The sequence below is a fragment of the Paremcibacter congregatus genome, from assembly GCF_006385135.1.
In the GTDB taxonomy this organism is placed as follows: domain Bacteria; phylum Pseudomonadota; class Alphaproteobacteria; order Sphingomonadales; family Emcibacteraceae; genus Paremcibacter; species Paremcibacter congregatus.
Window position 1 is genome coordinate 323862 of record NZ_CP041025.1, and the last position, 19420, is coordinate 343281.

The 19420-nt window shown below is 54.0% G+C and carries 14 protein-coding genes; 5 read left to right on the top strand and 9 right to left on the bottom strand.

Annotation, left to right across the window (positions count from 1 at the left end):
- Positions 1–96 precede the first annotated feature (96 nt).
- Positions 97–885 (bottom strand): retropepsin-like aspartic protease family protein, encoded by a 789-nt coding sequence (locus FIV45_RS01515; protein ID WP_099472564.1) that lies wholly within the window; start codon positions 883–885, stop codon positions 97–99.
- A 105-nt stretch (positions 886–990) separates the two neighbouring features.
- Here FIV45_RS01515 and FIV45_RS01520 point away from each other — a divergent pair, with 105 nt between their 5' ends.
- Complete coding sequence (locus FIV45_RS01520; RefSeq protein WP_099472561.1) at positions 991–1923, top strand: pentapeptide repeat-containing protein; 933 nt, start codon at positions 991–993, stop codon at positions 1921–1923.
- 16 nt (positions 1924–1939) lie between these two features.
- Here the strand turns inward: FIV45_RS01520 and FIV45_RS01525 are convergent, their stop codons facing one another.
- Positions 1940–2860, bottom strand: a complete 921-nt coding sequence (locus FIV45_RS01525; protein WP_099472559.1) for a 50S ribosomal protein L11 methyltransferase — start codon at positions 2858–2860, stop codon at positions 1940–1942.
- A gap of 226 nt (positions 2861–3086) precedes the next feature.
- Here FIV45_RS01525 and FIV45_RS01530 point away from each other — a divergent pair, with 226 nt between their 5' ends.
- From FIV45_RS01530 to FIV45_RS01540, 3 genes are all read left to right on the top strand, one after another.
- Entirely contained in the window at positions 3087–3755 is a 669-nt protein-coding gene (locus FIV45_RS01530) for a GIN domain-containing protein (RefSeq protein WP_099472557.1), read from the top strand.
- 34 nt (positions 3756–3789) lie between these two features.
- Positions 3790–4542 carry a head GIN domain-containing protein gene (locus tag FIV45_RS01535; protein ID WP_099472555.1) on the top strand — a complete coding sequence of 251 codons (753 nt, stop codon included), beginning with the start codon at positions 3790–3792 and terminating at the stop codon, positions 4540–4542.
- A 67-nt stretch (positions 4543–4609) separates the two neighbouring features.
- Positions 4610–5383, top strand: coding sequence for a head GIN domain-containing protein (locus FIV45_RS01540; RefSeq protein WP_099472554.1), 774 nt, complete (start codon positions 4610–4612; stop codon positions 5381–5383).
- Positions 5384–5386: 3 nt separating this feature from the next.
- On the opposite strand, the gene FIV45_RS01545 is transcribed toward FIV45_RS01540, so the two are convergent.
- Genes FIV45_RS01545 through FIV45_RS01555 form a run of 3 tightly spaced genes read right to left on the bottom strand, consistent with a single transcriptional unit; the run spans position 5387 to position 10145 of the window.
- Entirely contained in the window at positions 5387–7711 is a 2325-nt protein-coding gene (locus FIV45_RS01545; protein ID WP_099472796.1) for an ATP-dependent helicase, read from the bottom strand.
- Between the two features lie 47 nt (positions 7712–7758).
- A complete protein-coding gene (locus FIV45_RS01550) occupies positions 7759–9588 on the bottom strand; it encodes a chloride channel protein (RefSeq protein WP_099472552.1) in 1830 nt (609 codons plus the stop codon).
- A gap of 29 nt (positions 9589–9617) precedes the next feature.
- Positions 9618–10145, bottom strand: coding sequence for a thioesterase family protein (locus tag FIV45_RS01555; RefSeq protein WP_099472551.1), 528 nt, complete (start codon positions 10143–10145; stop codon positions 9618–9620).
- Between the two features lie 330 nt (positions 10146–10475).
- Here FIV45_RS01555 and FIV45_RS01560 point away from each other — a divergent pair, with 330 nt between their 5' ends.
- The gene (locus FIV45_RS01560) at positions 10476–14117 is read left to right on the top strand and encodes an AsmA family protein (protein WP_099472550.1); all 3642 of its coding nucleotides are present in this window, start codon (positions 10476–10478) and stop codon (positions 14115–14117) included.
- A gap of 14 nt (positions 14118–14131) precedes the next feature.
- Here the strand turns inward: FIV45_RS01560 and FIV45_RS01565 are convergent, their stop codons facing one another.
- The 4 genes from FIV45_RS01565 to FIV45_RS01580 all read right to left on the bottom strand — a co-directional run bounded on the left by FIV45_RS01565 (position 14132) and on the right by FIV45_RS01580 (position 19351).
- Positions 14132–14347 carry a ribbon-helix-helix domain-containing protein gene (locus FIV45_RS01565; protein WP_099472548.1) on the bottom strand — a complete coding sequence of 72 codons (216 nt, stop codon included), beginning with the start codon at positions 14345–14347 and terminating at the stop codon, positions 14132–14134.
- Between the two features lie 8 nt (positions 14348–14355).
- On the bottom strand, positions 14356–15966 hold the full coding sequence (locus FIV45_RS01570) for a fumarate hydratase (protein ID WP_099472546.1): 1611 nt from the start codon (positions 15964–15966) through the stop codon (positions 14356–14358).
- Between the two features lie 586 nt (positions 15967–16552).
- Complete coding sequence (locus FIV45_RS01575; RefSeq protein ID WP_099472544.1) at positions 16553–17020, bottom strand: SspB family protein; 468 nt, start codon at positions 17018–17020, stop codon at positions 16553–16555.
- A gap of 168 nt (positions 17021–17188) precedes the next feature.
- Positions 17189–19351: a TonB-dependent receptor domain-containing protein gene (locus tag FIV45_RS01580; protein WP_099472542.1), complete on the bottom strand. Its 2163-nt coding sequence runs from the start codon at positions 19349–19351 to the stop codon at positions 17189–17191.
- Positions 19352–19420 lie beyond the last annotated feature (69 nt).

Sequence of the window (19420 nt, forward strand, 5' to 3'; positions counted from 1 at the left end):
GCGACGGCTGTCGCACCTGTAAACAACATAGCTATTTGCACGAGCAAGAAAAGAAACGCCCCTTCACTTCTTCGTGAAAAAAGAATATGTGGGGCTTCACGGGTATAATGTCAATATGCCATTCGATACTTTGTAGCCGGAAAGCTGATTTAAAAAACTCATGCCCAGCAGAGAATATTCCAATCCTTCCTTCACGATGGATCCCCGGATGTTCCGTCGTTGGATCGGTCCGAGTTCAATCTCCTTGAGAACCACGCCGGCGCCATAGGTAATGCCGTTGGCTGTGCTATAGGGCCGGTCGAATTTAATCCGGTCCACCGGCAGACCGATCCGGTTGGCGTCCTTGCGGGTCAGGGCGACATCGCTTGCCCCGGTGTCGACCATAAAGAGAACTTCGGCGCCATTGACCCGGGCGCGGACAAAATAATGGCCACTGCGGTCAGCGCGAAAACTGATGCTGCCTTCTTCCTGTATGCCGCGGGTCACGTCGAGTTCCCCGCCCAGACGACCGGCGCCGGTCCAGACGCTGTAGCCCAGAGCCAGGATTCCGCCAATGATCACCCAGCCGGCAAGGTGGCGCAGCGCTTGTCCCGGTGACGAGGCGACATGGGCCCACAGACCCGCGCCGACGAAAGCGAGCAACAAGCCGTCATACAGCAGCCCGCCCATTTGTATATTCCGGGCGCTTTCATCCGGTAACAGCCACGCCACACCAATCAACAACAGTAAAAAGGCAATCACGCCGAGAAGAAACAGGGTGAAACGCGATTTGCGATGCACCCCGTGCGGGGGGCGTTTCGGGTGTCGGGGGCCATCGGGACCCGGGTCTTCAGGCCGTCGTCCCCAAGGGGAAGGCGGCGGAGGTGAGTTGGGATGATCTGTCATACCTTATACTATAAGGGCAAATATGGCGGAGGGAAGGACCCGGTATCAATTAAATGGAATTTTGTTGGCAAAAAACCTGAAATATGATGATATGAACCCCTGTTGATGCAAATAACCAAAAGAATTGAAACATTTATGCTGTCCTGTCGTTTCTGGTCGTTTCTGGCCCGGTCTTTCTTGATAAGCCTGATCAGCCTGGTGATCTTTACAGGAGGAATCCGGGCGGAGACATGCCCCAACCCGCCGGGCTGGCTGCCGCAGGACCTGCCACAACGTCTGGCCGCGCATCAGGCCTGGGCGACCGAAGTCCTGCCTCCGGACCCACAGGACCCGCGGCGGCTCAATCTCTGTCATGCGGATTTATCGGGACTTGATCTTTCCGGCGTGGTTCTGTCACATGCCAATCTCGGCACGACCCGGATTGTGGGCGCGAATTTCAGGGATGCCCGACTGGACGGGACTGTTTTTGACGGCGCCTTTATCAAAGACAGTGACTTTTCGGCAAGCCATCTGTCACGGGCCAGTTTCCTGCGGGTGGAAATCGTTGGCAGCCGGTTTGTCGGGAGCGATCTGCGCCACAGCCAGTTTCCAAATGTGAAATGGACCGACAGCGACTTTTCCCTTGCCGACTTCACCGGGAGCTGGTTTCGCCGTCCGGTCCTGCGTCAGGTTAAATTTCGCGGCGCGCATCTGCCGGGGATTGATTTCCGGACAGCGGAGATGGAAAATATCGACTTCTCTGGCGCCGATCTCAGCCACAGCATATTTCGCAGCCTGACCTTAAAACAGATCGACTTTTCCTTTGCCGATTTGAGCCGCGCGGCCTTGACCCGCACCACGCTGGAAGAGGTGATTTTTACCGACGCATTGTTGTTCCTGACGGATCTACGCCGGCTTAATATCGGGTCGGAAAGCCGTGACCGGGTGGCGGAGTTCTGTCATAATCTTGCCACGGCCCGTGACTGGCCCTATGCCTACCGCGATAAGAAATTCCTGTGCGGCGCCAAGCATCTGCCGGGCAGTTTCCCCCTGAAATAAAAGGCTGGAACAGAAATTATTTCCGCCGAAGCAGCAGACTGTGCCATTCGCCGCGGGGATAACGTTTGATCAGTATCATCCCTTGTTCGGCATAGGCGGCGCAGACAGCGTCTTCCTGGGTTGCGAGCAGGCCGGAAAGCACGAGACTGCCGGTCGGGCTCAGGTTGGCGACCACATCAGCGGCCATATCCTGCAAGGGTTTGGCCAGAATATTGGCGACAATCACATCATAGGGACCGGCGCGTCCGAGATCGGTCTGATCGAATCCGTCACTGGTCAGGGCGGCGAGCCCCGGCGTTCCGGCGTCGAGCGCGACCACCGGCACCTGATTGGCGGCCGCATTCATCAGGGTGGTTTCGGTGGCGATGGGATCAATGTCGCTGGCGGTGATGGTGATTGGCCAGACTTTGGCCATCGCCAAGGCCAACAGGCCGGAACCACAGCCGAGATCAAGCGCGGTGCGGGGGGCGTTCTCCCCGGTAAGCGTTTCGCTCAGTTCGCCGATGGCCAGCAGGCAGCCGTGGGTGGTTTCATGTTGCCCGGTGCCGAAGGCCTGGCCTGCTTCGACCAGAAGACTGATGCGGTCGGCGGGCACCTTATCGGCGTCGTGACTGCCGTAGACAAAGAATTTCCCGGCGTCAACCGGGGTCAGCAGTTTCTGGGATTCGGATACCCAGTCCTTGTCTTCTGTGGCGCTCAGCGTAATGTCGCAGGCGGCCAGATCCAGTGTCGGGATCATATCCTGCAGGCGGCTTTTCAGAAGCGTCACATCGGGCTTTATCGTGAAATAGCCTTCCACCAGACGAATATGATCGCCTTCGATGATTTCAAAGTCGGACAGGGTGGGAAAATCATCAATATTAAGCCCATAGAGGATGTCTTCCACCATCGGGATAAGATCGAGAGCGACCTTTAGTTCGATTTTCCAACTTGTCATAATGTCATGTCTCTTGCGTTTTTTTACAGGGCTGTTTCGTGAGTCTTTCGCCTTATACAGGAAAAGCTATTTCAGGGCGAAAAAATAGTGCGAACGCGGGAAAGTAAGGCTTCTTGGGGGCTAAATGCGACTAACGCGGGAGATTCTGAGATGAGAAGAGGTGCAGGCTATTGTGTTGCTTTGAACAACTTCTGTATAGTGGGAAGGCAACAAAGGAGTAATATAAATGAAAAAAACAGCCTCATTGATTGCGATCGCCACTGGATTTAGCTTAATGGGTGTGGCCATTGCAACAGCAGAAAAAATATCCGACGTCACGGAGAGCAGATCACACGGGGATTTTGAAAGAATTGTCATTGATGATGCCGGTGTCGGCCTGGACGTGAAAATCGGCGACAGCTATGCCGTAACCCTGAACGGGTCTGAAGAATGGGCCAAAAAAATCACCACCCAGGTAAAAAACAATGCCCTGATCATCGGATATGAAGGCAAAAAGAAGAAGAAAAACTTCAAATTTGATTCCGACTATCGCATCACCATTACCATGCCTAAGTTTACGGGCCTTGATGTCAATGGCGCGGTGGATGCGCACATCTCTGATGTTGACAGTGATGATCTCGGGTTTGAGGTCAATGGCGCCGCCAATATCGAAATTGATGGCCGGTGCGGTACATTGACAGTGGAGCTTGACGGGGCCGGTAATTTTTCAGGCGAAGACCTGAAATGTGAGGCGGTCACTGTGGAAATCAATGGCGCGGGTAATGCCGAGGTATATGGCTCGAAGAGCGCGACCCTGGACATTAACGGTATCGGCAATATTGATTTGTACGGTAATCCGGCGACGGTGAAAAAAGACAAAAGTCTGTTCAGCAACATCACCATTCATAACAAATAAATATAAAACAAGATTTAGCAAACAGGAATTTACGATGACTATTTTACCTAAAATCAGCATGATTGCGCTTGCCAGCATGGTCTTGTCCCCTGTGGCGTTTGCCGCGGAAAAAGATATGAAACTGGACACCTTCTCGAAAATAAAGATTTACGCCCCTGTCGATCTGGATGTTTCCGTTGGCAAAAACCAGAAGTTCTCCCTCACGGGGGATGCCGATGATCTGGAAAAGATCATTGTTCTGGTCAAGGGAGATACCCTGTATATCAAGAAGAAAAAACATAGTGGGCGCATTGGCGAGATGAAAGCGACGGTGAACCTGAAAGAGCTGACGACATTCGTTGTCAATGGCTCGTCCGATGCAAAAATTCGTGATGTGGACAGCACATCTTTCGAATTGCAGATCAATGGGTCCGGGGATGTTACCTTTAATGGAAAAAGCGATGCGCTGGACATTCAGATCAATGGATCCGGCGATGTCTCCACGTCCCGCTTTGATGCAGAATCAGTTTCGGCTGAAATCAACGGTTCCGGCGATATCAAACTTGTAGGGGATTGCAAGACCCTGCAAATGTCCATCAGCGGATCCGGGGATTTCTCCGCCCGGGATCTGACCTGTGCCACGGTCCACAGCCGGATCAGCGGTTCTGGCGATGCGATGCTGTATGCCAGTGAATCAATTCAGGTCAGCACCAGCGGCAGTTCCGATGTCGACGTGTATGGCAACCCGAAATCCATCAAGAACCGCTCCAGTGGCAGCTCTGACTTTATCGTTCATGATGAGAAATGACATCTGTATAGCGCTATGGTAAGAGTAAGCGAAGCAGAGTCGGCAATTGCCGGCGGGAGATGTTGTAATGAGTTATTTAAAGCTTTTCGGGATAGCGGCTTTTGCCATCGGCGCCATTTTATACCTGGCTTCGGCTGACGACCATGAAGTGGTCGTCGGCGAGCAGGATTATGATCTCGAGGAATTTTACAAGATAAGCATCAATACCTCGGTTAATGTTCGTGTGAAAGTCGCCAAGGATTATGGTATTGTCGCCTCTGGCGACGAACAGGATCTGAAATTCCTCAAGGTCTATGTCAAAGGCCAGACCCTGGTGATAGAGAATAAGCGGGACAGCTATTCCTCTTGGCGGGGGGAAGTGCCCTCGATCGATATTTTTACCCCCAAGCTGAAACAACTTACCCTGAACGGATCATCCGATGCCGATGTGCGGGACCTGAGAGGGGGAATTTTCAAGGCGGTCATCAATGGCAGCGGCACCATCAATTTTGAAGGTAAGGTCGAAGAGCTTAAAATAGAGATCAACGGGTCTGGTGATGTTGCCGGAGATATTGCCGGTGTGGATACCAGCGAAGTTGTGATTAACGGCAGCGGCGATGTTGACCTGTCCGGCAAATGCAACAGCCTGATGATTGAAGTCAACGGTGTCGGTGACTTTTCCGGACGCAAATACCTTTGCAACCAAGTGGGTGTTGATCTGGGCGGCGCCGGTGATATTGAGGTCTTCGCCCGGAACGCCATCAAGGTTTATGTTGTCGGGTCGGGTGAAGTGCATGTGTATGGCAACCCGGCCAAAGTAAAAGACAAATCCCGACGTAAGGATCATGTGATCCTGCATTAGCTCTTATGCGGGTTTGACGAAGCTGTCCATAACCTTGCGGCTGCTGCTCATTTCAAAATCAACTTCCAGCTTGTTGCCATCAAGCAGGATCACGATGCCATAACCGAATTTATCATGAAACACCCGGTCGCCGACTTTAAAGGCGGAAGGGGCGGCTGTTTTGGAGGCGGGCCTGGCCCCGGCGCGGGGGCTTTTGGACCGGCTGCGGTCGAGTTGATAGGACCCTGACTGTCCGGGGTCATAGCCTTGTGACCATTTTTGCGTGGCCCCGCCCCCGGAGAAACTTTCCGAGAAACCTCCTGGCGTCGCCTGACCATACATGCCTTGGGACTGCTGGATCTCCACATGATCCGCCGGCAGTTCACTGATAAAGCGTGACGGCAGGGGGCTGGTGTAATTGCCATAAAGATAGCGTGAGGCTACATGGAAAATATGGGCTTCCTTGCGGGCGCGGGTCAGGCCGACATAGGCGAGACGGCGTTCTTCCTCCAGCCCCTTGGGGCCCTGTTCTTCCAGGGATTTCTTGCTGGGGAACAGCTCTTCCTCCCAGCCGGGCAGGAAGACGGTGTCAAATTCCAGTCCCTTGGCGCCGTGCAGGGTCATGATGTTGATCTTGTCCTGCTGATCATTGTGGGCATTCTCCATCACCAGCGCGATATGCTCAAGGAATTCGGCCAGATCCGTGAAAGGCTCCATGGCGCGGATCAGCTCGCCGAGATTTTCCAGCTTGCCCTGGGCGTCGGGGGATTTGTCGAGCCGCCACATTTCTGAATAGCCGCTTTCCTCCATCACCGTTTCGGCGAGCGCGATATGATCATTGTCTTTGGCCTGATCGCGCCAGCGGTCGATATCGTCGAGCAGCCGGGTGAGGCTGTTTTTGGCCTTGCCGCGTAATTCGTCGGTGTCGATGATGCGACGGCCCGCCTCGGCCAGGGTGCAATTCTGGCTGCGGGAAATGGCGTGCAGCTTGTTGACGGTGGCGTCACCAATGCCGCGTTTGGGCACATTGATGATCCGTTCCAGCGCCAGGCTGTCGTTGGGGTTGGCGATATGACGCAGATAAGCGAGCACATCGCGGATTTCGGCGCGTTCATAAAAGCGAAAGCCGCCGACAATGCGATGCGGCACACCCAGGGTGAGGAAGCGTTCCTCAAATTCCCGGGTCTGGAACCCGGCCCGCACCAGGATGGCCATTTCGCTGAGAGGCTGTTTCTGGCGTTGCCGGTCTTCGACCATCTCGCCGATCACCCGGGCTTCCTCACGACCGTCCCAGACCGGATTGACGGTGATTTTATCACCGCCTTCGGTTTCGGTCCACAGGGTCTTGCCGAGCCGGCTCTGATTGGCTTCGATCAGACCGCCGGACGCGCCGAGGATATGAACGGTCGAGCGGTAATTCTGCTCAAGCCGCACCACCTGCGCCCCGTCGAAATCTTTCTCAAAACGCAGGATATTGCCGACCTCTGCGCCGCGCCAGCCGTAAATCGACTGGTCGTCATCGCCGACGCAACAGATATTCTGATGGCCCTGAGCGAGCAGACGCAGCAACAGATATTGCGCCACATTGGTATCCTGATATTCGTCGACCAGAATATAGCGGAAGCGCCGCTGATAGTCGGCCCGCACATCAGGGTTATTCTGCAGCAGGGTCAGACACAGCAGGATCAGGTCACCGAAATCGGCGGCGTTGAGGGTGCGCAGCCGGTTTTGATATTCGGCATAAAGCAATTTGCCTTGGCCGTCGGCATAATCCTGGCCTTCCTGATCAGGCACCTGGGACGGCATCAGGCCGCGGTTTTTCCAGCCGTCGATCAGGCTGGCGAGCAGTTTCGGGTTCCAGCGTTTTTCATCAATGTCATGACTGCGCACGATCTGTTTGATCAGCCGCAGCTGGTCGTCGCTGTCAAGAATGGTGTAATTGCTTTCCAGCCCGACAAGGTGACCATGCTGGCGCAGGATTTTGACCCCGATGGCATGGAAGGTGCCGAGCCAATACATGCTTTCGACCGCACTGCCGATGATGCGTCCGACCCGGTCTTTCATCTCGGCGGCGGCCTTGTTGGTAAAGGTCACCGCAAGGATCTGCCCCGGGAAACATTTGTTCATGGCCAGGATATGGGCGAGACGGGTGGTCAGCACCCGGGTCTTGCCCGTTCCGGCGCCGGCAAGCACCAGCAACGGCCCGTCGATGGTTTCAACGGCTTCGCGTTGCGGCGGGTTGAGCCCCTCCATATAGGGCGGGGTCAGGGGCGCTGCGGTTTCTGCGGGCGCGGCGTCGAAGGGAATATCTTCGGCCGCGAAATTATCAAGATCAAATGGGTCAGACATGCTCTCTGTATACTGCAAAATCATCTGAAAGACATATGTTTTTTTGGCTATTCTTTTTCGGAAAGCAGGGCCTGATTATAGGCCTTCAAAACCTGTTTGTGATAGAGAATGCCGACGATCTCCGCCTGTTCGTCATCGGTGACCACAGGCAAGGCTTCCTCGCCGCTCTGATCAAACTTCTGAAAGGCGTCTTCCAGATTGTCGCTCGGGGTCAGGGTGGCGGTGACGGGGCGACAGATATCGGCGGCTGTCAGGGGAGCATCCGGGCTCTCTTCTTTATTCTCTTCTGTGTTTTCTGGGCATTTACGCAATTCGGCCAGAGTGACAGATCCTTTTAGATTACAACCTTCATCAATGATATATATGTGATCATGGTCCTTGGTCAGCAGCACATGTTGCACATCCTTGATGCTGGCCATATCGCTGGCGATGGCATAGTCATTTTGCATCAGGGAATGGACATGTGTCGAACGCATCACGTGACGGGCGCGCCCGCCTTCCAGATCAAGGCCGATCCGTTTGAGCTGCATATGAAACACCGATGTGGCGCGCAGATAATGCTGCGTGACCAGATTGGAAATCACCACTGACACCATCAGGGCGATGGTGATCTGATAATCCCCGGTCAGTTCAAAGATAATCAGGATGGTGGAAATCGGTGCGCCAAGAACAGCGGAGGACACAGCCCCCATGCCGACAATGGCGTAAAGACCGTAACTGAATTCGACCCCGCCAAATTGCGCCGCCGCGGCGGCGGCGACAAAGCCGAAAGCGCCACCAACCATGGCGCCGAGAAACAGGGAAGGTGAAAATATGCCGGTGCCGTAACGAAAAGCCAGGGCGATGGCCGAGGCCGCGACTTTCAACACAATCAGCAGCAGCAGGGTCTGAATGGAAAAAATTTCTTTGAGCGCCCCGTCAGTGGTGCCGTAGCCATGTCCGAGGATGTAGGGACTGATCAGGGCCAGCAGGCCGATGGCAAGCCCGCCAAAAGGGGGCAGGGCCCATTCGGGCAGAGATAATTTCCGGGCAAATTCTTCGGTAAAGAACAGGCTTTTGATGAAAATAATTGCGGCAAGGGCGCTGATCAGGCCGAGCAGGATAAAGGCGGGAAATTCCCAAAAGGTGGTGATGTAATAATCGGGAATAATAAAGCCGGGGAAATTGCCGATGTGTATGCGGGCCACGATCGCGGCAGAAACGGAGGCGATAACGATGGGGGCGAAGGTGCTCAGGGCATAATGCCCGAGAATCACTTCCAGCGCGAAAAACACGCCGGCGATCGGCGCGTTGAAAGAAGCCGATACCGCCGCCGCCACGCCGCAGCCAAGGAGGGTGCGGGACATGGTGGGGGACAGGTGAAGCCGCTGGGCAACCCAGGAAGAGACCGTCGCCCCGAGATGGACCACCGGCCCTTCGCGGCCGGCGGCAGAGCCTGATCCGAGGGCGATGGCGGAAGCCAGGGCGCTGAACAGGCCCTTGCGGGTCGGGATGACGGTATGATGCACGGCATTGGCCGCCATGACATCCGCGATACTGCCGGGTTGCGCGCTTTTCATCAGGTAGCGGTAAATGAAGCTGACCACCAGGCCGCCGGTCACCGTCGACAGGATGATTTTCCAGGCCGGCAGATTATCCACATGGGACAGGATATTTTCATTGTGATTCCCGAGAAGGACTTCCTGGGAAAGATAGATCAGGGTGCGAAATCCGATCGCGGCATAGGCGACACCGATACCGGTCAACAGGGCGAGAATGCTGCCGATCAGTTTGTCGCGCTGACGCAGGTTCCGGGCTACATTTCGGGGTTTGAACAGATCAATCATTTGGGACAGCAGCAGCATCAGCCGGGATAGAGCGGGAGTGATTTTTGTCATGACGTGAACTTTACTCCCAATCCCTGTGGTCAAGAATTCTTTGTGACCGGTTTAGATGAGGCTTTTTTTGCTGGCCGGCGAATGGCGATTGACCGGCCTATTTCCCGGGGAACGCCATAGGTTTTATGATGATCCAGTTTTTGGTGCAACAGGTCTATTTTGTCTTGGGAAAACCGGGTTGGCAAACGATTTTCCATATTCACATGCAGGGAAATCTGTTCCATGGTGGCGGAACGGGCCCCGGTGTCTCTATGAATGAGACACATAAAATAATGCATGAATTTACTGTCGAAATCCAGAAGTTGGAAATGAACATGAACCGGATCGCCCTGTTTCAATTCATGTTGATAGGTTACATGATTTTCCAGGGCAAACATTGATTTGCCGTGGGTGCGGACGTAATTGAGCCCGAGTTCCAGTTCTTCAAGAAAATTTGTCAGTGCCTGATCAAACAGCAACACATAATAGGCCATATTCATATGGCCATTAAAATCAATCCATTCTTCCTTGATGGTGGTTTCCAGCAGAACGGGACCATATTTTGTGTCTTCAGGCATACATCAGCTCCTTGCCTTCCTTCACAGATGAAAGAATGGCACCTCTTGGAAGGCCACCTTATCTCCGATACTTATCATATTGTCATCAAAATAGTTAAATATTTTAGGGAAATGTATGAAATCTGTTAACGCCTTTCGGCGATAATGGCGGTTCACTACGGGGGGTGAACCCCCGTTATATCGGGTCGGATCAGTGCAGGAAATTATAATTTTTGCCAGAATGAAGACATATTATTGCCACGGTTCTTGTGTCATGTATACTCCCGATATGACATAACGTAATTGTTAAAAGAATAAGCCGAAAGTAACTCGGGGAATGCGGAGAGAAACTTGAAAAAACTTGGCTTTGGCCTTGGACTGTTGATTGTTGTACTGGTGGGGGGCATCCTTATTGTGCCCAGTTTCCTGAACTGGAATGAATATAAAGTCCAAATTGAACAAACCGCATCCGATTATACAGGCCGTCAGGTCAAGATCAAAGGCGACATGTCCCTGTCGCTTTTGCCGACGTCGGCCCTGTCGGCAAAAGATGTTTCTGTGACCAATATCGCCGGGGGGCGGGCCGATTATATGTTGTCCCTGAAATCCCTGGATGTGAAGGTCAGTTTCCCGTCCGTGATTTCTTCCCTGTTTGGCGGCAAGGTCAAGGTTGAAAAGTTTATTCTGGTCGATCCGGTTATTGCGCTTGAAATACTTGAAGATGGCCGTGGGAACTGGACATTCGGATCCGAGCAGGCCGATACCGGTGCAGCGACGTCATCGAAAAGTTCCGGCGCGGATATCAGTCTCGATAAATTCCAGATCGTCAATGGTCAGATCAGCTTTGAAGATCTGGGCAGTGGGCGCATGGAATTACTGCGGAAGATCAACGCCAATCTGAAACTCAAAAGCATCACCGGACCGTTCGAAATTATAGGCAGCGCCCGCTACAAAGGACTGGATACCAAGGTTGATCTCAGTCTGGGGAAAAACCGGCCGGGCAAAAAAGTACCTTTGTCCCTGAAACTGGGTTTGCTGGATGACAGGGTCGCGGCCACCGTTATGGGCAGTGTGATTCTCAGCGGGGTTGATTCCGTTTTTTCCGGGCAGATCGCGGTGAAGGCCAAGGATGCGGCGGACGTCGTGACGGCGCTGGATCGGGTCCAGGGGAAAAAGGGGCGTACGATCAATGCCATCGGGCAGGACTTCGCGCTGGATGTACAGCTGCACGGGGTACAGGACCGGATTCGGCTGACGGATCTGAGCTTGCAGATGGGGCAAAGCCGGGGGCAGGGGCAGGCCGAGCTTTCTCTGGGCGAGGCGGTGAAGTTTACAGGCGATCTGGCCATCAACAAGCTTGATCTGGATGCACTGCTGCCGGCGCTGGAAAAAAATGGCGCTGTGGCGGTGGCTCCTGCCGACAAGATGGGGAAGTCCCCCGAGGACCCCCTGCCGGCAGACAGTCTGAAACGTCTGTCAGGCAAACTGGATGTGAAACTCGGGGCGCTGAAGTACAACAACAAGGTTGCCAGTCAGATTGTGCTGGCCGCGACCGCCGGGGACGGTCAGATCACGCTGTCATCCTTGAGCGCCCGCATGCCGGGCGGGTCCAGTCTGGCTTTTAGCGGTGCGGTGAGATCGGTAGAGGGCGCGCAGGCCCTGATGCCGGAGCTGACCGGAAAATTGACGCTTAACGCCAGCAACCTGCGGGGACTTCTGGATTGGCTAAAGATGGATATGAACGAAATTCCGTCCGGCCAGTTGGCGCAATTCTCCTATACAAGCAACATTAAGCTGAACCAGGATCTGCTGCAACTGTACGGCATGACAGGCAAGCTTGATACTTTGCGTTTCACTGGCGGGCTATCCAGTGCCCTGGGCGCGCGGCCCTCATACGGGGTACGCCTGACGGTCGATAACCTCAATCTGGATTCCTATCTGCCACAATCAGAAGACAAGGCGACAGAAACGCCGGATTACAAGAAAAGCCTTGCCGTTCTGGATGAATTCGACATGACTTATGATGTGACGGCCCGCGATCTGACGGTGCGTAACATGAAAGTCAAGTCCGCGAAGCTGGATGGCACCTTGCTTGGGGGTAAGCTCGATGCGAAAACCATTACCCTGCAGGATGCGGCGGGCATTAATCTGACCATGTCGGGAACAGGACATGATTTCAGCACAAAACCCGGCATGTCTCTTGAGTTCACAGCCGAGGCTCCGTCGCTGGTGCCGCTCGAACGGGCGTTGAAATGGGAAAATGGTATTGATCTGGGCCAGATTGGCGAAACAAAAGTCACCGGTTCCCTGGCGGCGACATTCGCCAAAGCCGATGTGAACATTAAGTCCACATTCGGGGTGAACAAGTTGGATGTCAAGGGAACCCTGCGCAGTGCGACGTTAAAGCAATTCCCCAATATTGGCAGTACCGACCTTGTCGTGGACGGCCGGTCCAGCAGTCTGGCGGCGGTGATTGACCAGTTTGATCTGGGGCTGACCAAACCCCGGGCCCAGGATGACAAACCGATCCGCGTGGCGGGGCGAGTGAAAACCAGCGCCGGTATGGTTGATATGGATGGTATGGTTGCCGTGGCCGGTGGGCAGATGGTGGGCAAAGGCCGTCGCAAGATGCAGGGCCAGATGGCGACCCTTGATCTTGACCTGGATGTTAAAAGCAAGGAAATGCGGGAATTTATCCGCGGCCTTGGGGTGGATTTCCGTCCGTCCGCCCAAAAACTTGGGGCGCTGGGCCTGAAGGTGAAGGTGACGGGATCGGGAGAGAAATATACGCTGAGTAACATTGTGGGTGATTTGGGCCCGGTGAAGCTTAGCGGGACCGGGCATGTGAATATGGCCCCTGCGAAGCCTGTCTTTGATTTTAATATTAAAGCCGGAGACATCCCTTTACAGGATTTCTTGCCGCCAAACGCGCCGCAAAAAGACAAACGCGCCTATGGGAACTGGTCCACGGAGCCAATGGATTTGAGCATCCTGTCGGCCTATGAAGGCCGGGCGCAGATATCTGCGGCCAACCTGCAGTATAATAAATATAATTTCGAGAATCCGACGTTTGAGACGTCTCTCAAGGACGGGGTGCTGAGGATTTCCAATTTCAGCGGTCGCCTGTTTGGCGGCGAGGCGGTGTTGACCGCCGACCTGGACAGCAAAGGCGTGCCGAACATGACGATCAACATGACGGTAAAGCAGGCGTCTTTGGTCAAGGCGACGCAGGCCGCCGCCGGGATTGCGCCGGTGACCGGATTCTTTGATATGACCGGGCAATATACGGCCAAGGGCAAAAGCCAGCAGGCCTTGATGTCATCGCTCAGCGGTGGCGGCAAGGTGGTGGCCAGTCCCGGTATGATTTCCGGCATTGATGTGCCTGCGCTCAGCCGGCGTCTTGACAAGATGGATGATAAAAAAGCCTTTTTGTCCTTGCTTGGCACCGCGCTTTCCGGGGGCAAAACCTCGTATAAAGGGGGCGTGACCGAGATCGTGGCCAAGAATGGCAAACTGAATTTCAGCCCGCTGGATATCGAGCTTGACGGGGCGAAGTCGAAGGTAAACATGGATGTGGACCTGTCGCAGTGGGTGATCCGTTCCGGGGGCAAGCTTTCTCTCACCGATCACCCTATGGCGCCGCCGATTGAAGTCGATATCGTCGGTGATGTCAGCAATCCAAAGGTGGCGTTCAAAACCGATCGACTGGAACGCTATGTGGGCGCGAAGATCGCTTCCAACATGTTGCAGAAACTGGTTGGTGGCGAAGGTGGCCTTGAAGGTATTTTCGGCCAAGATCCCAAAAAAGACAGTAAAACGGACGCCCCGGCTTCACCGCAGGGGACGCCCGACAGTGCCACTCCCCCCCAAGGGGCGTCGAAAGACCCGGCGGTGAAGGAAAATCCGCCGCAGGATTTTGGCAAACGGTTATTGGAAAAACTGTTTGAAAAGAACAAGAAGACGGAAGAAAACAAGCCGGACGGGGATAACTGATCTCCGACGGCGGCCTATAGGCTGTTTCTCAATACAAAGACCCGGATGGCGCTGCTGAGATTACCGTCGCGCCGACTGTCGATCTCGGCAACGATCTGGCTGAGGCTCATGTCCCGTTGTCCGGCGATGTCTTTAAGCCGCCGCCAGAAAATATTTTCCAGTGTCACACTGGTCTGATGACCGGCGATGACGATCGAATGTTTTTTCAATAGAGTATCATCACCGGTCATGGGGAACCTTACAGGTTTTTAAAGAAATCATTGCCTTTGTCATCAACGACGATAAAGGCCGGGAAGTTTTTTACATCAATCTTCCACACGGCTTCCATGCCGAAATCCTCAAAATCAAGCACGTCGACCTTGGTGATGTTATTCAGGGCGAGGATAGCAGCCGGACCACCGATGGAGCCGAGGTAGAAACCGCCGTGGGTGGCGCAGCTGTCGGTGACCTGTTTGCTGCGGTTGCCCTTGGCGAGCATGATCATGCTGCCGCCGTTGGCCTGAAACGTTTCCACATAGGAATCCATACGGCCGGCGGTCGTCGGGCCGAAAGAGCCGGAGGCGAAACCTTCCGGGGTCTTGGCGGGGCCGGCGTAATAGACGATATGGTCCTTCATATAATCGGGCATGGGTTCGCCGGCCTCGATTTTCTTAAGGATCGCCGCATGGGCGAGATCACGGGCGACAATGATGGTGCCGGTCAGGGACAGGCGGGTCTTGATGGGATACTGGCTCAATTGCGCGCGGACCTTGTCCATGGGCTGATTGAGATCGACCTTGACCACGGCCTCGGCAAGGGCGTCTTCCGTGATTTCCGGCAGATATTTCGCCGGGTCCCGTTCCAGTTCCTCGAGGAAAATACCCTCCGGCGTGATCTTGGCCTTGGCCTGCCGGTCGGCGGAGCAGGAAACCCCGATGCCGATCGGCACGGACGCGCCATGACGGGGCAGCCGCACCACCCGCACATCATGGCAGAAATACTTGCCGCCGAACTGGGCGCCGATGCCGAAATTCTGTGTCAACTTGTGGATTTTTTCTTCCAGGTCCGGCACCCGGATGGCGTGACCATAGTCATTCCCTGTCGTTGGCAGACTGTCGAGATAGCGGGCGCTGGCCATCTTGACGGTTTTCAGGTTCATTTCGGCGCTGAGGCCGCCAATCACCACCGCCAGATGATAGGGCGGGCAGGCGGAGGTGCCAAGAGTCTTGAGACTGTCATCAAGAAAATCGAGCAGCTTGTCTTCGCGCATCACCGCCGGGGTCTGTTGGAACAAAAAGGTTTTGTTGGCCGACCCGCCGCCCTTGGCCATAAACAGGAAATGATATTCATTGCCTTCGGTGGCGTAGATGTCAATCTGGGCCGGGGCGTTGGTCTTGGTGTTGACTTCCTCGAACATGCTGAGTGGAGCGAGCTGGGAATAGCGTAAATTCGTGCCGGTATAGGTATCGACCATCCCCTGGCTCAACGGCGCGCCGTCGTCGCCTTCGGTCCAGACATACTGGCCTTTCTTGCCGACGACGATGGCGGTGCCGGTATCCTGACAGCTGGGCAGGGTCATGCCCGCGGCGATGTTGGCGTTCTTCAGCAATTCGGTGGCGACGAATTTGTCATTGTCGGAGGCTTCGTCATCTTTAAGGATATCGGCCAGTTGTTGCAGATGACCGGGGCGCAGAAGATGGGCGATATCGCGCATGGCTTCGCGGGCGAGCAGGCGCAAACCTTCCGGCGCGACTTCGAGAATGGTTTTTCCGTCAATTTCCCGGGTTGAGACATAATCAGAGGTGAGCTTGCGGTATTTGGTTTTCTCGTCTTTTAAAGGAAACATGTCTGTATACGTGATTTCGGTCATACTAATCCACCTGTATGGGGCGCTCCACCCCTGTTGATTTAAGCCGGTACGGATCCCTGGTTGGGCGCGCGGGCTGAAAAGGCCGCTTTTTGACCGGGGAGATGCTATTTTGTAGGTTTTAAAGTCTTTACCGGCAAAGACCAAGAAAAATCACAGCACCGGCAGGGTTTTCATTTTTATACCGGTGTAATATTAAATATTACAAGAACTTAACAGACCTCTCTAATAGAGTGATCAGTACCGTGGATTCGCGCGAGCCGCATTGGAAAGTCAGGGTTGCACTTTTTATATGTCATCTCATGAATTTTTTCTATACAAACTAGTATAAATGTACTAAGTCTTAGATACGGGGTCGGACAAAAAACATGTAATGTATAGCGTAACAGTAGTACAATATATAACAAGCACCCCAAGGCAGTTAGGCAGGTTGATCCGAAAATGGACGGCCGGGATGCTACTTGCAAGCGAGTATGAGTACGAGTATGATTTTATTTAAAGTATGTGTATTTTTTAAAGTATACTAACAGGGTTTGCCATGGCGAACCCTGTTTTTTTATGTGTATAGCCTTATGTCTCTGGGGGGAGATTACTTCTTGCGGAATAAATCCAGCGCCACAACATTGTCACCTTCATCGTCGGCGGACTTGGCCGGAGTTCCCGGGGTCTCTTCAACGATAGGGGGAAGGGCTTCTTCGTCTTCGTCGGCATGAAAATGCAGGCCAAAATCGACACTCGGGTCGAAAAATCCTTGCAGGGCCGGGAAAGCAATCGACAGATGTTCAAGTTTACCGTTGAAGCTCAATGAAATTTCAAAATGACTGTCATCCACCAGAAGGTCGGAATATTGATTCTGAATGACGATGGTCATTTCTTCCGGATAGCGTTCTTTGAGGTAGGGAGGGATGCTAACGTTTGGGTGGTTTGTGCTAAAGGTAATATAAAAATGATGCTCGCCGGGCAGACCCTCTGCGATGGTGCGTTTCAAAACATCTCTGACCACCGAAAGAAGGGCCATTTGAACCATGGCGTCATATTGAATAGCAGTGTCTGTCATTTTTCCGTATCTTACTATTGGGTACTACAAATTACGGCAGATATCGAATCTGTCTGGGCGAAAGTATAACGGGTATAGGCAGGAGGAGCCAGTGTAATTTCTGCCCCCTCCTATTATGGGTGGAGGATGCGGCGCGCAAAACCGCATCTCCCTTGATTCACAGGCGGATTAGAAATCTGTCTTCAGGCGAAGATAAAATGACCGTCCCGGTTCATTGACCCGCACCGTTGTTGCATCATTGAGACTTTCCCGGTTCAGGTGATTGGCGTAGGTCTGGTCAAACAGGTTCGATACGCCGATTTTTATATGGGTTGTGTCCTTTATTTCCAGGGAAGCAAAAAGATCAAACAAGGCATAGCCATCGGTCTCGCCCGCATCCCGGCCACTGCCCTGCATTGGATTGTCATCGACCCGGCGCTGGGCCAGCGCTCCCTGCAGCCGACCGCCGACGGACCAGATGTCACGGGCATAGGTGAGCGTCAGATCATAACTGAACGGCGGGATCTGATAGAGCGGGATATCCAGGTCACGGTTCTGTCCCTGGGTATAGGAAACATTACCGAAGACGGTCAGATGATCGCCGAGACTGGCGCTGCCTTCAATCTCAAATCCCCACAGGCGGGCGTCGATGTTGCGGTAAACGAGGGCGTTGTTGTCGAGCAGGATATCCGCCTGACCGTGGGCCCGGTCGCGGAAAATATAATCATCGACGGCGTCATAATAAGCTGACAGCAGAATATTCCAGCCGGCTTCACGGAAACCAATCCCCATATCTATCTGGGTGTGCTTTTCCGGATCAAGGTCCGGGTTGCCGACCCAGCTCATGTTTATCATCATGCCCGACGGCATTGTTACGGTACCCAGCAGGCTCGCCATATAGCGTTCGACAGTATTGGCGCTGCGGGTGGAACGGCTGACGCCCATATAGAGGGCCGCTTCCGCGGTCAGGTCATATTCCAGACGCAGCAGGCCGCCAAAATTATGTTCTGTCTGATTTTCCGCTTTGATGCCGTAATAATTATAATACAGCATATCGGGTGACATCGGCATCATGCCCACCATCACCAGATCGTTTTTTTGATCCGTGCGATCGGCGGAGGCGCGCACATGGTCATAACGCAGGCCGGCTTTCAATTGCAGATCAGATGAAATCGGCTGCACCCCTTCGGCAAACAGGCCGATGTTGCGTATCGTTGCATCGGGGATCAGAACGCTCTGGACTTTGTCAAGGTTGCTGCGGTCCATATCGTTGCCCACCCGGTCGCCGTCATGATCGACATTTTTAACGTCGACCCCCAGGGTAAGGTTACGGTCGTCCCATGAAAAATCGGCGGAGAGTTTGCCACCGGTGGTATAGGCGTCCAGTTCGCTGAGACGGAACATCATCATGCGGTCACGCAGGGAGAAATTGTCCATCTGATGCAGGGCGTGACTGCGATAGAGATCAAGCTTAACGGTTTTGAGCGCGCCACCGTCGTCAACATCATGGCGCAGCTTGCCGCGCAGGATGGTACCACGGCCTTCCGGTGAATCCATGCCGGCGCCGGGGAACAGCGTGTCGCGGGTTTCTTCGTGACTGATGCCGAGACTGACCAGGGTGGTCGTACTTTGGTAGCCGGCTTCCAGACTGCCGCCATAGATTTCAAAGGCGGTGCGGACATCCCGACCTTCGCCGTCCTGATAATTTTCCGCATTTTTATAATGGCCGTTTACCCGCAGGTACATTTTACCGTGCCGGGCGGAAAGATGGCCGGCGGCGCTCCAGATATCGCCATTGCTTTCAAAGGCGCCGTCAATACGGCCCTTGATATTTTGCCCCGGGTCAAAGTCGGGGGCGTTATGTTCGACGATTACCGTGCCGCCGCTGCCGCCGGGGCCATATTGTACCGATTGATAACCGCGATGGACAATCACCACATCGGCGGTGTCGATATCGGCGAAGGCGGCGGGGGTGTCCATGCGGTTGGGGCCGGCTCCTTCAAGATAGGCACCGTTATTGACAATATTGAGCTGGCTGCGGCTCTGGCCGCGGATCACCGGTTCCAGCGCGTGTCCGGACATGCGGCCGCTGGTGACGCCGGGAATTTGCCGCAGATAATCACCGGCATCTGCCGAAGGCTGACCATCGGTATCTTTGGGAACAGACGTTGACAGCGCAGGTTTCTGCATCAACGTGCCGGTCACGACAATTTCTTCCAAGGCTTGTTTTTGCTTTTTATGGGGGGTGATGATAACGGTCTGGGCCTGGGCGGTCAGAGAGAAAATGGTGCAGACAGCAAGACTGCTGACGCCGAGAGACAGGCGCCCTTTCAAAGAAGGATGGTGTATCATAGTATAACCTAAGACTTTATTTTACATATGTTTACAGGTGGGCCCTGATCGGCCACCCATTATATCAGT